Origin of the sequence: Amycolatopsis roodepoortensis (genome assembly GCF_024628825.1) — a bacterium.
Classification (GTDB): domain Bacteria; phylum Actinomycetota; class Actinomycetes; order Mycobacteriales; family Pseudonocardiaceae; genus Amycolatopsis; species Amycolatopsis roodepoortensis.
The window spans coordinates 2,199,819-2,214,352 of sequence record NZ_CP102415.1 but is presented as its reverse complement, the minus strand read 5'-3'; the positions used below and the strand labels follow the sequence as shown (position 1 = coordinate 2,214,352).

14 protein-coding genes are annotated in these 14,534 nt (G+C 69.8%); 9 read left to right on the top strand and 5 right to left on the bottom strand.

Annotated features, from left to right (window positions below; genetic code table 11):
* Positions 1-183: 183 nt before the first annotated feature.
* From tesB to NQK81_RS10165, 5 genes are all read left to right on the top strand, one after another.
* Positions 184-1,083, top strand: a complete 900-nt coding sequence (gene tesB, locus NQK81_RS10185) for an acyl-CoA thioesterase II (RefSeq protein WP_126734854.1) — start codon at positions 184-186, stop codon at positions 1,081-1,083.
* Between the two features lie 450 nt (positions 1,084-1,533).
* Positions 1,534-2,448: a helix-turn-helix domain-containing protein gene (locus NQK81_RS10180; RefSeq protein WP_192745500.1), complete on the top strand. Its 915-nt coding sequence runs from the start codon at positions 1,534-1,536 to the stop codon at positions 2,446-2,448.
* On the top strand, positions 2,432-2,641 hold the full coding sequence (locus NQK81_RS10175) for a DUF397 domain-containing protein (RefSeq protein WP_257487992.1): 210 nt from the start codon (positions 2,432-2,434) through the stop codon (positions 2,639-2,641). Before NQK81_RS10180 ends, NQK81_RS10175 begins: the two co-directional genes overlap by 17 nt.
* 160 nt (positions 2,642-2,801) lie before the next feature.
* Positions 2,802-3,014 carry a hypothetical protein gene (locus NQK81_RS10170; protein ID WP_257487991.1) on the top strand — a complete coding sequence of 71 codons (213 nt, stop codon included), beginning with the start codon at positions 2,802-2,804 and terminating at the stop codon, positions 3,012-3,014.
* Positions 3,015-3,077: 63 nt separating this feature from the next.
* Entirely contained in the window at positions 3,078-6,101 is a 3,024-nt protein-coding gene (locus NQK81_RS10165) for a helix-turn-helix transcriptional regulator (RefSeq protein ID WP_257487990.1), read from the top strand.
* Between the two features lie 201 nt (positions 6,102-6,302).
* Here NQK81_RS10165 and NQK81_RS10160 read toward each other — a convergent pair whose 3' ends face one another.
* From NQK81_RS10160 to NQK81_RS10150, 3 genes are all read right to left on the bottom strand, one after another.
* Positions 6,303-7,916, bottom strand: coding sequence for a succinic semialdehyde dehydrogenase (locus NQK81_RS10160; protein ID WP_257487989.1), 1,614 nt, complete (start codon positions 7,914-7,916; stop codon positions 6,303-6,305).
* Positions 7,917-8,033: 117 nt separating this feature from the next.
* The gene (locus NQK81_RS10155) at positions 8,034-8,822 is read right to left on the bottom strand and encodes a hypothetical protein (RefSeq protein ID WP_257487988.1); all 789 of its coding nucleotides are present in this window, start codon (positions 8,820-8,822) and stop codon (positions 8,034-8,036) included.
* 103 nt (positions 8,823-8,925) lie between these two features.
* Entirely contained in the window at positions 8,926-9,534 is a 609-nt protein-coding gene (locus NQK81_RS10150; RefSeq protein WP_126734848.1) for a TetR/AcrR family transcriptional regulator, read from the bottom strand.
* Positions 9,535-9,645: 111 nt separating this feature from the next.
* On the opposite strand from NQK81_RS10150, the gene NQK81_RS10145 reads away from it, so the two are divergent.
* Both NQK81_RS10145 and NQK81_RS10140 read left to right on the top strand, forming a co-directional pair.
* Positions 9,646-10,797 (top strand): acyl-CoA dehydrogenase family protein, encoded by a 1,152-nt coding sequence (locus tag NQK81_RS10145; RefSeq protein WP_126734982.1) that lies wholly within the window; start codon positions 9,646-9,648, stop codon positions 10,795-10,797.
* Between the two features lie 28 nt (positions 10,798-10,825).
* Complete coding sequence (locus NQK81_RS10140) at positions 10,826-11,974, top strand: CaiB/BaiF CoA transferase family protein (RefSeq protein WP_037343411.1); 1,149 nt, start codon at positions 10,826-10,828, stop codon at positions 11,972-11,974.
* On the opposite strand, the gene NQK81_RS10135 is transcribed toward NQK81_RS10140, so the two are convergent.
* Positions 11,971-12,507, bottom strand: coding sequence for a GNAT family N-acetyltransferase (locus NQK81_RS10135; protein ID WP_257487987.1), 537 nt, complete (start codon positions 12,505-12,507; stop codon positions 11,971-11,973). The two genes, NQK81_RS10140 and NQK81_RS10135, sit on opposite strands and share 4 nt — an antisense overlap.
* A 10-nt stretch (positions 12,508-12,517) precedes the next feature.
* Complete coding sequence (locus NQK81_RS10130; RefSeq protein ID WP_257487986.1) at positions 12,518-13,303, bottom strand: crotonase/enoyl-CoA hydratase family protein; 786 nt, start codon at positions 13,301-13,303, stop codon at positions 12,518-12,520.
* 133 nt (positions 13,304-13,436) lie between these two features.
* Here NQK81_RS10130 and NQK81_RS10125 point away from each other — a divergent pair, with 133 nt between their 5' ends.
* Positions 13,437-13,592 carry a hypothetical protein gene (locus NQK81_RS10125; RefSeq protein WP_162182762.1) on the top strand — a complete coding sequence of 52 codons (156 nt, stop codon included), beginning with the start codon at positions 13,437-13,439 and terminating at the stop codon, positions 13,590-13,592.
* A gap of 350 nt (positions 13,593-13,942) precedes the next feature.
* Positions 13,943-14,425, top strand: coding sequence for a helix-turn-helix transcriptional regulator (locus NQK81_RS10120; RefSeq protein WP_257487985.1), 483 nt, complete (start codon positions 13,943-13,945; stop codon positions 14,423-14,425).
* Positions 14,426-14,534 lie beyond the last annotated feature (109 nt).

Below are 14,534 nucleotides of genomic sequence, written 5' to 3'. Positions count from 1 at the left end.
GCGAGGCCGCCCGCGCCTTCACACGCCGTCGCTCAAGTTGGTCGTGAGTGGCGTTTCGGGTTAGAACCCGAAACGCCACTCACGACCAACGGTACCGATCCGAGACGTCCTGAAGGTGGCCTTCGCGACAAACGTCCCGCCTCACGGAGGCTCCGAGTACCCGCACGGCCTAAAGTCCATGACATGACTGAGATGGCCAGGGAAGCCGCGGCCGGTTTCGACAACGCCGGCGGGACGGGCGGGCAGCCCGTGCTCGACCGGCTGGTCGCGCTGCTGGACTTGGAGAAGATCGAGGAGAACATCTTCCGCGGCGTCTCGCCCGCACACTCGCCGGTGCGGGTGTTCGGCGGGCAGGTCGCGGGGCAGGCGCTGGTCGCCGCCGGCCGCACGGTCCCCGAGGAGCGGAAGGTCCACTCGCTGCACGCGTACTTCATCCGCGGCGGCGACCCGAGCGTCCCGATCGTCTACGAGGTCGACCGCATCCGCGACGGCCGCTCCTTCACCACGCGCCGCGTCGTGGGCATCCAGCACGGCAAGGCGATCTTCTCCCTGTCCGCCTCGTTCCAGAAGGACGAGGGCGGTATCGAGCACTCCGAGACCATGCCGGACGTCCCCGATCCCGAGTCGCTCCCGACGCTGCAGGAGCGGGCCGAGGGGTACTTCATGGGCCATCTCGACCGGCCGCGCCCGATCGACCTGCGCTACGTCAACGACCCGCCGTGGGTGACCAGGAAGTCGGGCGACCGGCCCGCCAGGAACCAGGTCTGGATGCGGGCCGACGGCAAGCTCCCGGACCAGCAGCTGCTGCATGTCTGCGTGCTGACCTACGCCTCCGACATGACCCTGCTGGACTCGGTCCTCGCACGCCACGGCGTCTACTGGGATCTCGACAAGGTGCTCGGCGCGAGCCTCGACCACGCGCTCTGGTTCCACCGCCCGTTCCGGGCCGACGAGTGGTTCCTCTACGACAGCGCGTCGCCGACCGCGTCGGGTGCCCGGGGGCTGGCGACCGGCCGGTTCTTCGCCGCGGACGGAACGCATATCGCCACCGTCGTGCAGGAAGGTCTGCTCCGAGTCGTGTGACGTTCCGCATCGGAGTTCTCTTCTCGTCCACCCTTTAGAGGGAATGACGAAACGCTTTAACATCTGGAGCCAGAGCATTACGGGAATGCGGGCATAAAGGGAGGGCCGGAACCGATCGGGGGACGGCTCCGGCCCTGCACCGGGGGTGAATCCGGCTTCGACGGGTATCCTTCCGAAAGCCCATCGGTGCAGCTCGCGGCCCCGCGCCCGTGCCGCGAGCGGATCCGCTGCCGCCGGTGAGGGCGGGCGTACCGCGTTGCACAATGCTCAACCTACAACGGCAATCTGCAAATTGCAGGATGAAAATCGACGCGTGGGTGAAAATGGTCGTGTGACCATCTCACCGAATGTGTCTCGGGCTGGTTAGATGTGCTTCGTGCGGGGTTCCTGAACACTGTTCTCCGCGATGTCGCGATCGTTGGTGCTCGGACAGCTTGTGGAGGTGCCGTGATGACGAGAGGTCAGGGACCCACCGTGCGCCGCCGGCGGCTGGCGAGCGAGCTGAGGCGGTTGCGCGAGGCGGCCGACCTCACCATCGACGAGGTGAGCGAGAAGCTCGAATGCTCGGCGTCGAAGGTCAGCCGGATCGAGACGGGGCACGTCGGCGTCACCCCGCGCGACGCGCGCGACATGCTCGAGCTGTACGGCATCGCGGGCGACGAGCAGGAGGCGCTCGTCCAGCTGGCGAGGGAAGCCCGCAAACGCGGCTGGTGGCACGCGTATAACGAAGTGTTCACCGGCACGTTCGTCGGCTTGGAGGCGGACGCGAGTTCGCTGCGAGCGTTCCAGGCGCTGCTGGTGCCGGGCCTCCTGCAGACCGAGCGCTACGCCAAGGCCGTGATCAGGGCGATGCGGCCCGACGCCGAGGACGCCGAGATCAGGCGCCGGGTGGCGGCGAGGATGGCGCGGCAGGAGCTGCTGACCGATCCCTCGCCACCGGAGTACTGGGCCGTCATCGACGAAGCGGTCCTGCACCGCGTTGTCGACGGGCCCGAGGTCATGGCGGAACAGCTGTACCGGATGGTCACGATGGCGGGGAGGGCGAACGTGACCGTCCAGATCGTGCCGTTCGGCGCGGGTGCCCATCCCGGGATGGAGGGTCCGTTCCTCATCATGGGCTTCCCCGAACTGGCCGACACCGACGTGGTCTACGTCGACAGCACCTCCAGCGGGCTCTACCTGGAGGAACCCCCGGACGTCCGGCGATACGCGTTGATGTTCGACCATCTGCGTGCCGCCGCGTTGAAGCCGGACGACTCGGTCGAGGTGATCGCCGAGGCCGCCGGGAGGTTCGCCGAACAGGCGGCCCTTCCGGAAAGTCACTGGAAACAAGTAAGGAGTGGGGAGCATGACGCCCAACGATGACCTTTCCCAGGCCCGGTGGTTCAAGAGCAGCCACAGCGGTGGCGGCAACGACTGCGTCGAGGTCGCCTTCACCGGTTCCGGTGCCGCGCTGAGGGACTCCAAGGACCCTGAGGGAGGTGCCTTCCGCCTCTCCCCGCAGGCTTGGCGGGGGCTGCTCGGCGCTGTGCGCACGAGTGGCCCGGATCACGGCTAGAGACCATCGAACTCGACCCCTTACGCCCCCCGAGCAGGGGATGGGCCGGCGTAAGGGGTCGAATCACGTCCGGGTGTAGGTGATCACCCGATGCCTCAGGGCACCCCTCAGGACGAATCTCGTCACTACCAACAAGGCAGTGAGTTCCTAAGGGGAAAAGATGAACACGAATGACGCTCTGCTCACCGGCGTACTGGCCGAGGTCGAGTACCGGCGCGAAGAGCTGCAGCGAGCGGGCCGCAGCGTATGGGTCGACCGGGCCCGCCGGGCGGGCAAGCGGATGCGCGCGCAGCGTGCCGAAGTCCGGGTGCCCGCCCAGGAGCGCCGAGAGGTCCGGCAGGCGCCCGCCCGCAGCGGCGACGTCACCCGGTAGAGGTCGAGTGCGATGAAGCTCTCGGCGAAAACACAGGCGAAGTTGTCGGCCCGGTAGGCAAGAATGCACCTCGTGCCCCGTCTTGGCTCCGGAATCCCGATCGTCGCCCGCACTCAGGAGATGCGGCAGCTCCGCGCCGCCTTCGCCCGTGCAGAACGGGGCGAGGCCGGCGCGGTGCTGCTCTCCGGTGACGCCGGCGTCGGCAAGACCCGCCTCCTGACCGCGCTCGGCGAGTACGCCGCCGGCACCGGCGCCCTGGTGCTCACCGGGCGCTGTATCGACGTCCATGAGGGCGGTCTTCCTTATCTTCCGTTCGCCGAGGCGCTGGCGCCGCTGGCGACGACGTCCGATCCCGCGGTCACCGCCGCGCTCCGGGCCCGGCCGGCGCTGGGCAGGCTGCTCCCGCAGATGCAGCAGGCGGAGGACTACCCCGCCATCGAAGACGGTCAGCTCACCGCGAGCGAACGCGTGTCGACGCAACGCCTCGGGCCCGAACGGGACCTCGGCCAGCTCCAGCTGTTCGACGCGGTACTGGGGGTGCTGACCGTCATCGCGCAGCGCCGGCCCGTGGTGATCCTCCTGGAGGATCTGCACTGGGCCGACGGCTCCACCCGGAACCTCCTGTCCTTCCTCCTGACCAGGCTGCGCACCCAGCGGTTGCTGGTGGTGGCGAGCTACCGCGAGGAGGACGTCCACCGGCGGCATCCGCTCCGGGCGGTGCTGTCCGAGGTGGTGCGGCTCGGCGCCGTCGAACGCGTCGAGGTCAAGCCGTTCGGCGCCGAGGACGCGCGCGCGTTCGTCGAGGCGCTGGCCGACGAGCCGATCGGCCAGGACTTGATCGCCGACATCGTCACCCGGTCCGAAGGCAATCCGTTCTTCGTCGAGGAGCTGCTCGCGTCCGCGAAGGACTGCCGCGAGCTCCCCGCCGGGCTGGCCGAAGTACTCCTCGCCAGGGTGGAGCAGCTTTCCCAGATCACGCGCCGGGTGCTGCGCGTGGTCTCGGTCGCGAAGGACGCGGTGGCGCACGCCGCGCTCGCCGAGATCTCCGGGCTGGACGAGCTCGAACTCGACGAGGCGCTGCGCGAGGCCGTGCAGCATCACGTGCTGGTGATCGAGAACGGTTTCTACACCTTCCGCCACGCGCTGCTGCAGGAAGCGGTGTACGGCGACCTGCTGCCGGGGGAGCGGGTGCGCATGCACGCGGCGTACGCGGCCCGCATCCGCGACCGGGCACAGGGCCGCGGCCAGGACGCGCGGCTCGCGCACCACAGCATGGAGAGCAAGGACTTCGTCACCGCGCTGGCCGCGCTGCTGCGCGCGATGGAGGAGGCGGAGAAGCTGGGCGCGCCCGGTTCCGCGCTGCGGCACGTCGAGCAGGCACTGTCCATTTGGGACGCCGTCCCCGCGGCGGACCGGCCGCCGGGTGTCGACGAGCTCCGCCTCCTGCACGAGGCGTCGTATTTCGCGAGCACGTCGGGGGAGCCGGAGCGCGCGGTGGCCTACTCGCGGTCCGCGACCGAGGCGCTCGGCCCGGACACCGGCAACGAACGGGCCGCCAAGGTCTGGCGGCGGCACGCGGAAGCGCTGCTTTCGGTCGACGGCACGATCGACGAGGTCGTCGAGGCGATCGACAAGGCCTGGAAGCTGGTCGAGCACACCGAGGCGAGTGCCGCGCGGGCGTGGGTGCTCGCCACCCGCGCCGGGATCCTGCGGCTGATCGACCGGCACGACGAGGCGCTGCAGTGCGCGCTGGCCGCGGTCGCCGACGCCAGGGCCGTCGGCGCGGGCGGGGCGGAGGCGGCGGCGCTGGTCTCGCTCGGGACGCTGGCCGATTCGGCGGGCGACGTCGAGGAGGCGCGGGAGCGGCTGCGCGAGGCCGAGCGGAAGGCCAGGGATTCCGGCGCGCTCAACGGTGAGCTACGGGCCCTGCATTTCCTCGGGCTGAGCTACGACGACCGGGCCGAGATCCGGTCCGCGCTGAAGTACTACGCCAAGGGCATCAAGCGGGCCAAGGAGACCGGGCTGACCTGGAGCTCGTTCGGCATCGAGCTGCGGACCAAGCACCTCACGCTGCGGTACGTCAGCGGCGATTGGCCGGAAGACGACGACGCGGGCCGCGCGGGCCGCGGTGTTTCGAGTGTCGTCGCCGGGCGGTTCCTGAGCATCTGGGCGCAGTTCGTCGTCGGCAGGGGCCGGTTCGCGGACGCGGACAAGATCCTGCCGAGCCTGCGGCAGCACTGGAGCGCGGACTACTCGATCGCGCTCGCGTCGGCCGACGCCGCGATCCAGCTCGCGTCGTGGCGAGGGGACCACGCGGGCGCCGTGCGGCAGGCGCACGAGCTGATCGACTGGCTCGAAGAGCTCGAACCCGCCGTGCTCGGCGGGATCCGGATCAGCGTGCACGGCCTCGCGGCGGCCGTCGCCCAGGCGGCCGAAGCACGGGTCCGCGGCGATCTGGCGACGGTCGAGGAAGCGGTGGAGTCTGGCGAGAAGTTCCTCGCCCACGGCCGCCACTGCGCCGAACACGGCATCCCGCGTTCGGTGACGCTGGGCCCGGAAGCGCTGGCGTGGCTCGCCCGGCTGGAGGCGCTCGGCAGCTGCCTGCGTGGCGCGGGGGATCCGGCGCTGTGGGCGAAGGCCGTCGAGGCGTTCGGGTACGGCGCGGTGTACGAGCAGGCCATGTGCCGTCTGCAGCACGCGAAGTCCCTGCTGGCTTCGGACGGCGACACCGCGCTCGCCACGTCGGAGCTGCTGGCCGCGCACGCGGTGGCCGATCGGCTGGGCGCCTGCCCGCTGCGCGAAGCCGTCCGCGAGCTCAGCCACCGGGCGCGTGTCGAGCTGCCCGGGGAGGCCGTGGCGCCGCGTCGTGACGTCGTGGATCCGCTCACCGATCGGGAACGCGACGTGCTGGAGCGCGTGGCGCTCGGCCGGACCAACCGGCAGGTCGGCGAAGAGCTGTACATCAGCGAGAAGACGGTGAGCGTCCACCTTTCGCGCGTGATGGCGAAACTCGGCGCGAGCCGCCGGGCCGAGGCCGTCGCGATCGCCTACGACCGGGGCCTGCTGGCCGCGCCCACCTCTCCCTAGCCGCGTTTAGTCCTCTGAATGTGGCGGCATGGGTCGCAGGTCCGTGAGGGCCTCCTTACCTACCCTGAAGGTAGGGAAGGAGGCCTTCACGGACTTACGCGACCGCCCTCCGTGGCGCCAGCAACACCACCAGCCCTACAAGTCACAGCGGCTGGCGCGTGAAGGACCCCTTCCCTCGGCTGAGCCGAGGAAACTCGACCTTCAGCGGCGGGGGAGGCGGCGGAGCGCCTTGAGACCGGCGCTCAGCCCTCGCGCCCAGAGCTTCGGCGGGATTCCGCGGCCGGGGCGCAGCGGCATCCCGCGCTGCACCGCGATCGCCTGGGCCTCGGTGTACTTGAGCAGGCCTTCGGCACCGTTGCGCCGCCCGACGCCGGACTCCTTCATCCCGCCCATCGGCAGTCCCACGGTCCCGAAGGTCGCCGCGAAACCCTCGTTGACGTTGACGGTCCCGGCCTTCAGCCGCGCCGCGACCTCCCAGCCCGCCCGGCCGTTGCGCGACCACACGCTCGCGTTCAGCCCGAACTTCGTGTCGTTGGCGCGTTCGATCGCGTCGGTGACGTCGGTGTAGCCGTAGATCGACACGACCGGCCCGAAGGTCTCCTCCGCGAACAGCTTGACGTCCTCGGTGACGTCGGTGAGCACGGTCGGCTCGTAGAACAGCGGGCCGAGGTCGGGCCGGGCCTTACCGCCGGTGAGCACCTTCGCGCCCTTGGACCGGGCGTCCTCGACATGCGCCGACACCGTCTCCAGCTGGGCCTCCGAGGTCAAAGATCCCATCTGCGCCTGGTAGTCCAGGGCGCCGCCGAGCCGCAGCGCGGCGGTCTTGGCGACGAAGGCGCGGGTGAACTCCTCGCGGATCGACTCGTGGACGTAGATGCGTTCGACCGAGACGCACAGCTGCCCGGCGGAGGAGAAGCACGCGGTCACCGCGCCGGTCGCGGTCTTGGCGATGTCCGCGTCGGGCAGCACGATCATCGGGTTCTTGCCGCCGAGTTCGAGCGAGTAGCTCGTCAGGCGCTCCGCCACCTTCGCGGCGAGACCCTTGCCCGTGGGCGTGGAGCCGGTGAAGCAGAGATAGTCCGACTCCTCGACCAGCGCGTCGCCGATCTGCGAACCCCGGCCGAGCACGATCTGCCAGACACCGGCGGGCAGCCCGGCCTCCTCGGCGACCTCCTGCAGCCACAGCGCCGAGAGCGCGGTCTGGTTGTCCGGCTTCTGCACGACGGTGTTGCCCGCCGCGAGCGCGGGGAGGACGTCCATCGCGGTCAGCGCGAGCGGGTAGTTCCACGGCGAGATGATCCCGACGACACCCTTGGGGTGCCGGATTTCGCCGACCTTCGTCAGCACCGGGATCAGCCCAGCGGCGCGACGCGGGGAGAGGATCTTCGCGCTGTGCTTGCCGTAGTAGGCGGCGACGAGGGCGGTGGCGCTGACCTCGTCGAAGGCGTCCATCCGCGCCTTGCCCGCCTCGATCTGCACGAGGTCGAGCGCCTCTTCCTGCCGCTTCAGCACCAGGTCGTGCAGGCGGATCAGGATGCGCTGGCGGTCTTCGACCGGCCGCTCGGCCCACGCACGCTGAGCTTCACGCGCCTGGTCGAACACGGCGCGGACGTCGGCGTCGGTGGCTTGGGGCAGCGTCGCGATCGGCTGCCCGGTGAAGGGCGCGCGCATCTGGACCGGCGCGGAATCCGCCCCGCCCACGACCCGGCGCACGAGCCGTTCCGCCCTGGCCGCGGCCGGGGCGCCGGGGACGTCGCCGATGGTGGCCGGTCCTTCGGTGTGGTGGCCCGCGCTCGCCGGTGTCGTGCTCGTCATGCCGTCTCCGTTCCATACCGCGCGGAGCCGGGGAGGCGCCACGCAGAGCCCAGGTGTTACCGACGAGTACAGCATACCGCCGGTATGGAGACTGTCCACCGCTGATGTGAATCAGTTTCACGTATTGCCCGGCTGAGGCGGGTTGCCGGGGGAGGGACGGAGGATGTCCTGCTGCTGCAACGCGGATCCCGCGGGCGGGGTCGGCGGCGACGGCGGCTCGTAGGCCTGCTGGTATTGCCGCGGAGGAACGCCGGGCGGGTAAGGGGTGTAAGCGGCGGGGTAAGGGGCCTGCCGGGGTGACGCCGGTTCACGACGGTTGGCCACGACCGCCAGCCCGATCGTGAGCAACGCCACGAGCCCGCCGGCGAGCAGGATCCAGAATCCGCTCCCGGTCCCATAGCGCGAGACGAACCGGCCGGTGTCCTGGCCGAAGCTCAGGCTCGCCGAGATGTCCATGCCGAGCATCCAGACGCAGGCCGCGGTCCCCGCTCCGCCCGCGATGAGCAGCGTCCTCGACGTCGTCGCGGCGGGCGAACCCGAATTGCGCTGGTACGCGGCGAAACCCACCGCGGCCCCGGCAAACAGGGTCAACGCGGCGGCGGACAACGGGATGCCGTAGCGGGCGACATGCGTCTTGTCGTAGAACTCCTTTTCCTCCGCCGACGGTTCGATGTCGAAGGTCCGCGTCCAGCCGGTCTCGGCGAATTTCGACACCGTCTTGCCGTCGGAGACCTGCTCGTACGTCGACTGCGGGAGAAAAGTCGCGATGAGGACCAGCAGGCCGGCGAAAACCCCCATCATCGCGGCGAAAAGGCGGGGGAGCCGCAGATCTGACGGCGGTCGCGGGGGCGGTGTTGCGCCGAACGGGCCAGTCGGTTGGTACGGCTGCTGCTGCGGCGCGTTCATGGTCGACTCCTCCGCTGGTTCCGTTGTCCAGCAAGGAATTCCACCACGGATCGGCCGACGGGATAAGTGTCAGCTGTGCTCTGGTCAAGGGCTTTCGCGCGTGCTACGCGGAGCTGTCCTCGTACAACATGACCGCGACGCGTTTCCATTCGTCGAGCAATTGCCGGCGCCGCTTCGGATCGCCGCCGAGTTCGGCGTCCAGCGCCAGCCCGCGCGTGAGATTCACGGTCAGCCAGAACAGGATCTCCGCGCGTTCCTTCGGGAGATCCCCGGCGACGGCGGTGACGTGCTCCAGCGTCGAGCGGCCCAAAGCCTTGTCGACCGGGCGGATCGCTTCGCGGAGCTCGGGGTCGGTGCGCGCCGCCACCCACAGCTCCGTGGCCGCTGTGGACAGCGTGCCGGAGTAGCCCTCCCACAGCAGGTCGATCGCCGCCGCGACACCCGAGGCGCCGCCGGGGAGCGCCGTGATCGACGCCGCGAGGCGTCCGCGCAGTTTCTCCGTCAGATGCTCGACGGCGGCCGCCATGAGCTCGGCCTTCGCCGAGAAGTGATGCTGCACGGCGCCCTTCGAGACGCCGGCGCGGGCGCAGATCTCCTGGACCGAGGTGCGCGCGTAGCCGAGATCGACCAGGCAGTCGATGGTCGCGTCGAGCAGGGCGGCGCGGGTCTGCTCGCGCCGCTCGGCCTGGGTGCGGTGGGTCCTGCCGAGCACACTCACCGGATCCTGCCCCCCTTTACGTGCAGCTCGGTACGGATGTACATTCCGCATGGAACTTACATTCTAAGCGTCATGTTTTCCAGGTCCGATCAGGAGGCGTTGGCCGTGCCCTTGCAGATCCAGAAGAGTTCGTGGAGCACGACGGAGCTCGAAGACCTCCGGGACCTCGCCCGGACCTTCTGCCAGAAGGAACTCGTGCCGAACCAGGAGCGCTGGGCGGCCGAGAAGAAGGTCGACCGCGAGCTGTGGACGAAGGCGGGCGAGGTCGGCCTGCTGGCCCTGTCCATCCCGGAGGAGTACGGCGGTGGCGGCGGCACGTTCGCCCACGAGGCCGTGCTCTACGAAGAGCAGGCCCGCTCCGGCGACAGCGCATGGGGCGTCACCGTCCACAATGGAATCGTCGCGCACTACATCCTCGAGTACGCGAACGAAGAACAGAAGAAGGCGTGGCTGCCGAAGTTCGCCTCCGGCGAGATGGTCGGCGCCGTCGCGATGACCGAACCCGGCACGGGTTCGGACCTGCAGAACATCAAGACCCGCGCGGTCCGCGACGGCGACCACTACGTGATCAACGGCGCGAAGACGTTCATCACCAACGGTTTCCACGCCGACCTCGTCGTGGTCGCGGTGAAGACCGACCCCGACGCCGGAGCGCAGGGTGTCTCGCTGATCGCCGTCGAGACCGACACCCCGGGCTTCAGCCGCGGTCGCGTCCTCGACAAGATCGGCCTCAAGGGCCAGGACACCGCGGAGCTGAACTTCGACGACGTCCGCGTCCCCGCCGCCAACCTCCTCGGCGCCCAGGAAGGCCTCGGCTTCATCCAGCTGATGCAGCAGCTTCCGCAGGAACGGCTGATCATCGCCGTCACCGCGGTCGCCGGGATGGAGGCCGCGATCGACCAGACCATCGCCTACACCAAGGACCGCCAGGCGTTCGGCCGTCCGGTCTACAACTTCCAAAACACGAAGTTCAAGCTCGCCGAGGCGGCGACCGAGGCCGCGGTGTCGCGCGCGTTCCTCGACCAGTGCATCGAACGGCACCTGCGCAAGGAACTCGACGTGCAGGGCGCGGCGATGGCGAAGCTGTGGACCACCGAACGGGTCAACAAGGTCGTCGACGACTGCCTGCAGCTCTTCGGCGGCTACGGCTACATGACCGAGTACCCGATCGCGCGCGCGTGGGCCGACATCCGGATCTCCCGCATCTTCGGCGGCACCAGCGAGATCATGAAGGAAATCATCTCCCGCACGCTGTAGCGGAACCGTTGGCGCAGAAAGGAAAGACGTGGCGAAAAAGGCCGGCCCGCTCAGCGGGCTCAAGGTCGTCGAACTGGCCGGGCTCGCCCCGGCGCCGTTCGCCTGCACGATCCTCGCCGATCTCGGCGCGGAGGTCGTCCGGATCGACCGGGCGACACCGGGCAACGACGTCATCGGGTTCCCGAACGATCCGCTCGCGCGCGGCAGGCGGTCGATCGGGATCAACACCAAGACCCCCGAGGGCGTCGAACTGGTGCTGAAACTCGCCGACGACGCCGACGTGCTCATCGAGGGTTTCCGCCCCGGCGTCGCCGAGCGGATGGGCATCGGGCCGGAACAGGTCCACGCCCGCAATCCGCGGCTGGTCTACGGTCGGATGACCGGCTACGGCCAGGACGGCCCGCTGGCGACCGTCGCCGGGCACGACATCAACTACATCGGTATCTCCGGCGCGCTCGAACCCATCGGGCACGCCGGGCAGCGGCCGGTGGTGCCGCTCAACCTCGTCGGTGACTTCGGCGGCGGTGGCCTGCTGCTCGCGATGGGGGTGCTGGCGGCGCTGTTCGAGCGCCAGACGTCCGGCAAGGGCCAGGTGGTCGACGCGTCCATGGTGGACGGTGCGGCGCTGCTGACCACCAGCCTGCACGGACTGCTGGATTCCGGGCTGTGGTCCGGTGGGCGCGGCGAGAACATGCTCGACGGCGGCGCGCCGTTCTACGACACCTACGAGACCGCCGACGGCAAGTACGTCGCCATCGGCGCGATCGAGATGCGGTTCTGGGGCGACCTGGTGAAGGTGCTCGGTCTCGACCCCGAGGAGACCCCGGTCCACGTCGACAAGAACGAGTGGCCGAAGCTGCGCAAGATCGTCGCCGAAGCCGTCGCGAAGCACACTCGCGACGAGCTGGTCGCGAAGGCGGAGGGCACCGACGCGTGCCTGACGGCGGTGCTCTCCCCGAAGGAGGCTCCGTCGCATCCGCACAACGTCGCGCGCAAGACCTTCGTCGACGTCGGCGGCATGCTGCAGCCCGCGCCGGCGCCGAGGTTCGACCGCACGCCGGCCGAGACGCCGGAACCGCCGCGGCCCAAGGGCGGCGACACCGCCGAGGTCCTCGCCGAACTCGGCGTGGACGCCGACGGGATCGAACGGCTCCGGGCCGCCGGGACGATCGCCTAAAGGTGTTCCGGGTCGGGGCCCAGGTCGGACCGCACCACCGAATAGAGGATGTGGTCGCGCCAGGCCCCGTCCCGGAACCCGTAGCCGCGCAGCACACCCTCCCGGGTGAAGCCCGCCTTCGTCAGGGAGCGCTGCTCGGCGAGGTTGCCCGCCTCCGTCGACGCCTCGACCCGGTTCATCTGCGTGTGCGCGAAGAGGTAGCGGACCAGAAGCCGCTGGGCCTCGGTCCCGTAGCCGTGGCCGCGCGCCTCGGGGATGAGCACGAGCCCGGCGTTCCAGCAGTACGACGTCGAGCCCGTCCTGGTCTTGTGCCAGGAGACGAAACCGAGCCGCTGCCCGCCGAGGTCGATCATCAGCATCCCGTTGTCCGCGGCGAGCATGCCGGTCTCGGCCCAGCGGCGGCGCAGGAAATGCGGATCGTGCCAGCCATGCCACTCGAACGGGCCCGCGGCCCGCGGATCGTTCGTGAGCGCTTCGAGCATCGGCAGGTCGTCTTCGGACACCGGTCTGAGTGCGACTCCGGTTTCTGTCATCCGACAGACCTTAGGACCGATCTCCCTCGAAGCTGCCGTGACGCCCCGCGCCGCCACTGAACCGGCCGGCGCCTTCGACGGCCTCTTCGGCGAGCCCGCCGTCGATCAGCGCGTTCGAGAACTCGGCACGCAACGCCTCTTCTTCGGTGAGCCCGTACTGGCCGTACGCGGATTTGCGATCCGCGCGCAGGCACGCCTGGGGGAACGCGGCCAGATCGCGTGCCAGCGCTTGCGCGGCCGCCAGTGCCTCGCCGTCGGGCACGACCCGGTTCGCGAGCCCGATCGCGAGCGCCTCGTCGGCGTCGACCGGCCTGCCGGTGAGGATCAGGTCCATCGCCCGTGAATGCCCGATCAGCCGGGGGAGGCGCACCGTGCCGCCGTCGATCAGCGGCACGCCCCAGCGGCGGCAGAACACGCCGAAGACGGCCGTGGTGTCGGCGACGCGCAGGTCGCACCACAGCGCCAGCTCCAGCCCGCCCGCGACGGCGTGCCCGCGGACCGCGGCGATCACCGGCTTCGACAGGGCCATGCGTGACGGGCCCATCGGCCCGTCACCCGCCGGGCTGAGCGAGTTGGAGCGGCCGGTGCCGATGGCCTTCAGATCGGCTCCGGCGCAGAAGGCGTCACCCGAACCGGTGAGGACGGCGACCGCGGCCTCCTCGTCGGAGTCGAAGGCACGGAACGCGTCGGCGAGAGCGTTCGCGGTCGGTCCGTCCACGGCGTTGCGCGACTCGGGGCGGTTCAGCGTGATCGTCGTGACCGGCCCGTCCCGGTGGACGAGAACGTTTTCGCTCATCGATCGCTCCCTCGAGGAAATCCGGGTGGGCAACAGGGCCCGATTCTCCTTAAAGTGGTGACAAAGTCCGCAGTGCGCGCGGAGTCATCGTCTGGACACTACGGTGTGATGGGATGGAGCCATGTCGCCCGGCTTGAAGAAATTCGTTGTCATCGCCGTCGTCGCGCTCGTGCTCTTCTTTCTGATCAGCAGGCCGACGCAATCCGCCGATGCCGTCCACACCGCGCTCGGCTGGCTCCGGTCCGGCGCCGAAGCCATCGTGACGTTCGTCCGGAGCCTCTTCTCCTGACCCTCGCGCGACGATCACCGGTGTCCTGGTGGCGCCGGTGATCGCTGTGCGCGACCACCAGCCGTTATCACTCAGCGTCACCCGTCTCGCATTTCGGTCGGACGACTCGACCATCCGGGTGGATTGCCCCCGAAAACCCGCTGGTCGACGAATTCGTGCCCGGGAAGCTCTGGCGGAAGAGACCTCCGCGCCCCTACGGTGCTCACATTGCGTGATCGGTTGGTCCTCCAGGCGCCGGAGCCGGCCTCCTGGGCGAGGAGTTTCCGCAGGTGCGAGCCTCACGGCAGCGGAACTTTCAGCCGGGCAAGTAAGTCAGGGCTTGTCAGTCGGGGAATCATGAGGAGGCAGGGATGACCGGAGATCCCGGAGTCGATGCGTTGATCCGGCAGTGGGCGGCCGAGCGTGAGCAGACCCCCGAGGAGCAGGAAGCCGATCGCATCGCGTCGGCGTGGCTGGCCGAGGTGCCGAGGCAGGCCCCCGGAATCCCCGGCCAGCGTCAGCAGTCCGGCCAGGGCCGCTGGGCGCCGGTCGAGGCCGCCGACCCCGGCTACCTCGACGCGATGCGCCGCCGTCTCCCGGAGGTCCCGCAGGACCTGCTCGTCGCGGCCGCCGGCTGGTGGCAGATGGTCGGCGGGGTCGCCGAGGCCGAAGCCTGGTGGGACGCCGGCATCAGCCCGCTCGACCAGCGCGCGCTCGACTACCGCGCGGCCGGGCTCGCCCCGTCCGACCTGAGCCGCCGTCTCGGCCCGATGACCGTTCTGCAGCACCTCCGCCGCGGCAGCGCCCCGGCCTGGTGCGTGGCTCGGCTGGCGAGGCAGCAGAAGTCCGCCTGATGAGAACTTCTCGCACGCGCGGGTGAACCGGCGTGGCAAGGGCGATTCCGGCGACCGCGTAACGCTAACCTGCGCGGGCTCGTTGTTCGAGCATCGGTCGTGATCGCCG

Coding starts and splice junctions, on each gene's coding strand:
- NQK81_RS10180 (WP_192745500.1), top strand. CDS start 1,534: ATGACGAGAGGTCAGGGACCCACCGTGCGCCGCCGGCGGCTGGCGAGC.
- NQK81_RS10130 (WP_257487986.1), bottom strand. CDS start 13,303: ATGAGCGAAAACGTTCTCGTCCACCGGGACGGGCCGGTCACGACGATC.
- NQK81_RS10175 (WP_257487992.1), top strand. CDS start 2,432: ATGACGCCCAACGATGACCTTTCCCAGGCCCGGTGGTTCAAGAGCAGC.
- NQK81_RS10155 (WP_257487988.1), bottom strand. CDS start 8,822: ATGAACGCGCCGCAGCAGCAGCCGTACCAACCGACTGGCCCGTTCGGC.
- NQK81_RS10165 (WP_257487990.1), top strand. CDS start 3,078: ATGCACCTCGTGCCCCGTCTTGGCTCCGGAATCCCGATCGTCGCCCGC.
- NQK81_RS10170 (WP_257487991.1), top strand. CDS start 2,802: ATGAACACGAATGACGCTCTGCTCACCGGCGTACTGGCCGAGGTCGAG.
- tesB (WP_126734854.1), top strand. CDS start 184: ATGACTGAGATGGCCAGGGAAGCCGCGGCCGGTTTCGACAACGCCGGC.
- NQK81_RS10160 (WP_257487989.1), bottom strand. CDS start 7,916: ATGACGAGCACGACACCGGCGAGCGCGGGCCACCACACCGAAGGACCG.
- NQK81_RS10120 (WP_257487985.1), top strand. CDS start 13,943: ATGACCGGAGATCCCGGAGTCGATGCGTTGATCCGGCAGTGGGCGGCC.
- NQK81_RS10135 (WP_257487987.1), bottom strand. CDS start 12,507: ATGACAGAAACCGGAGTCGCACTCAGACCGGTGTCCGAAGACGACCTG.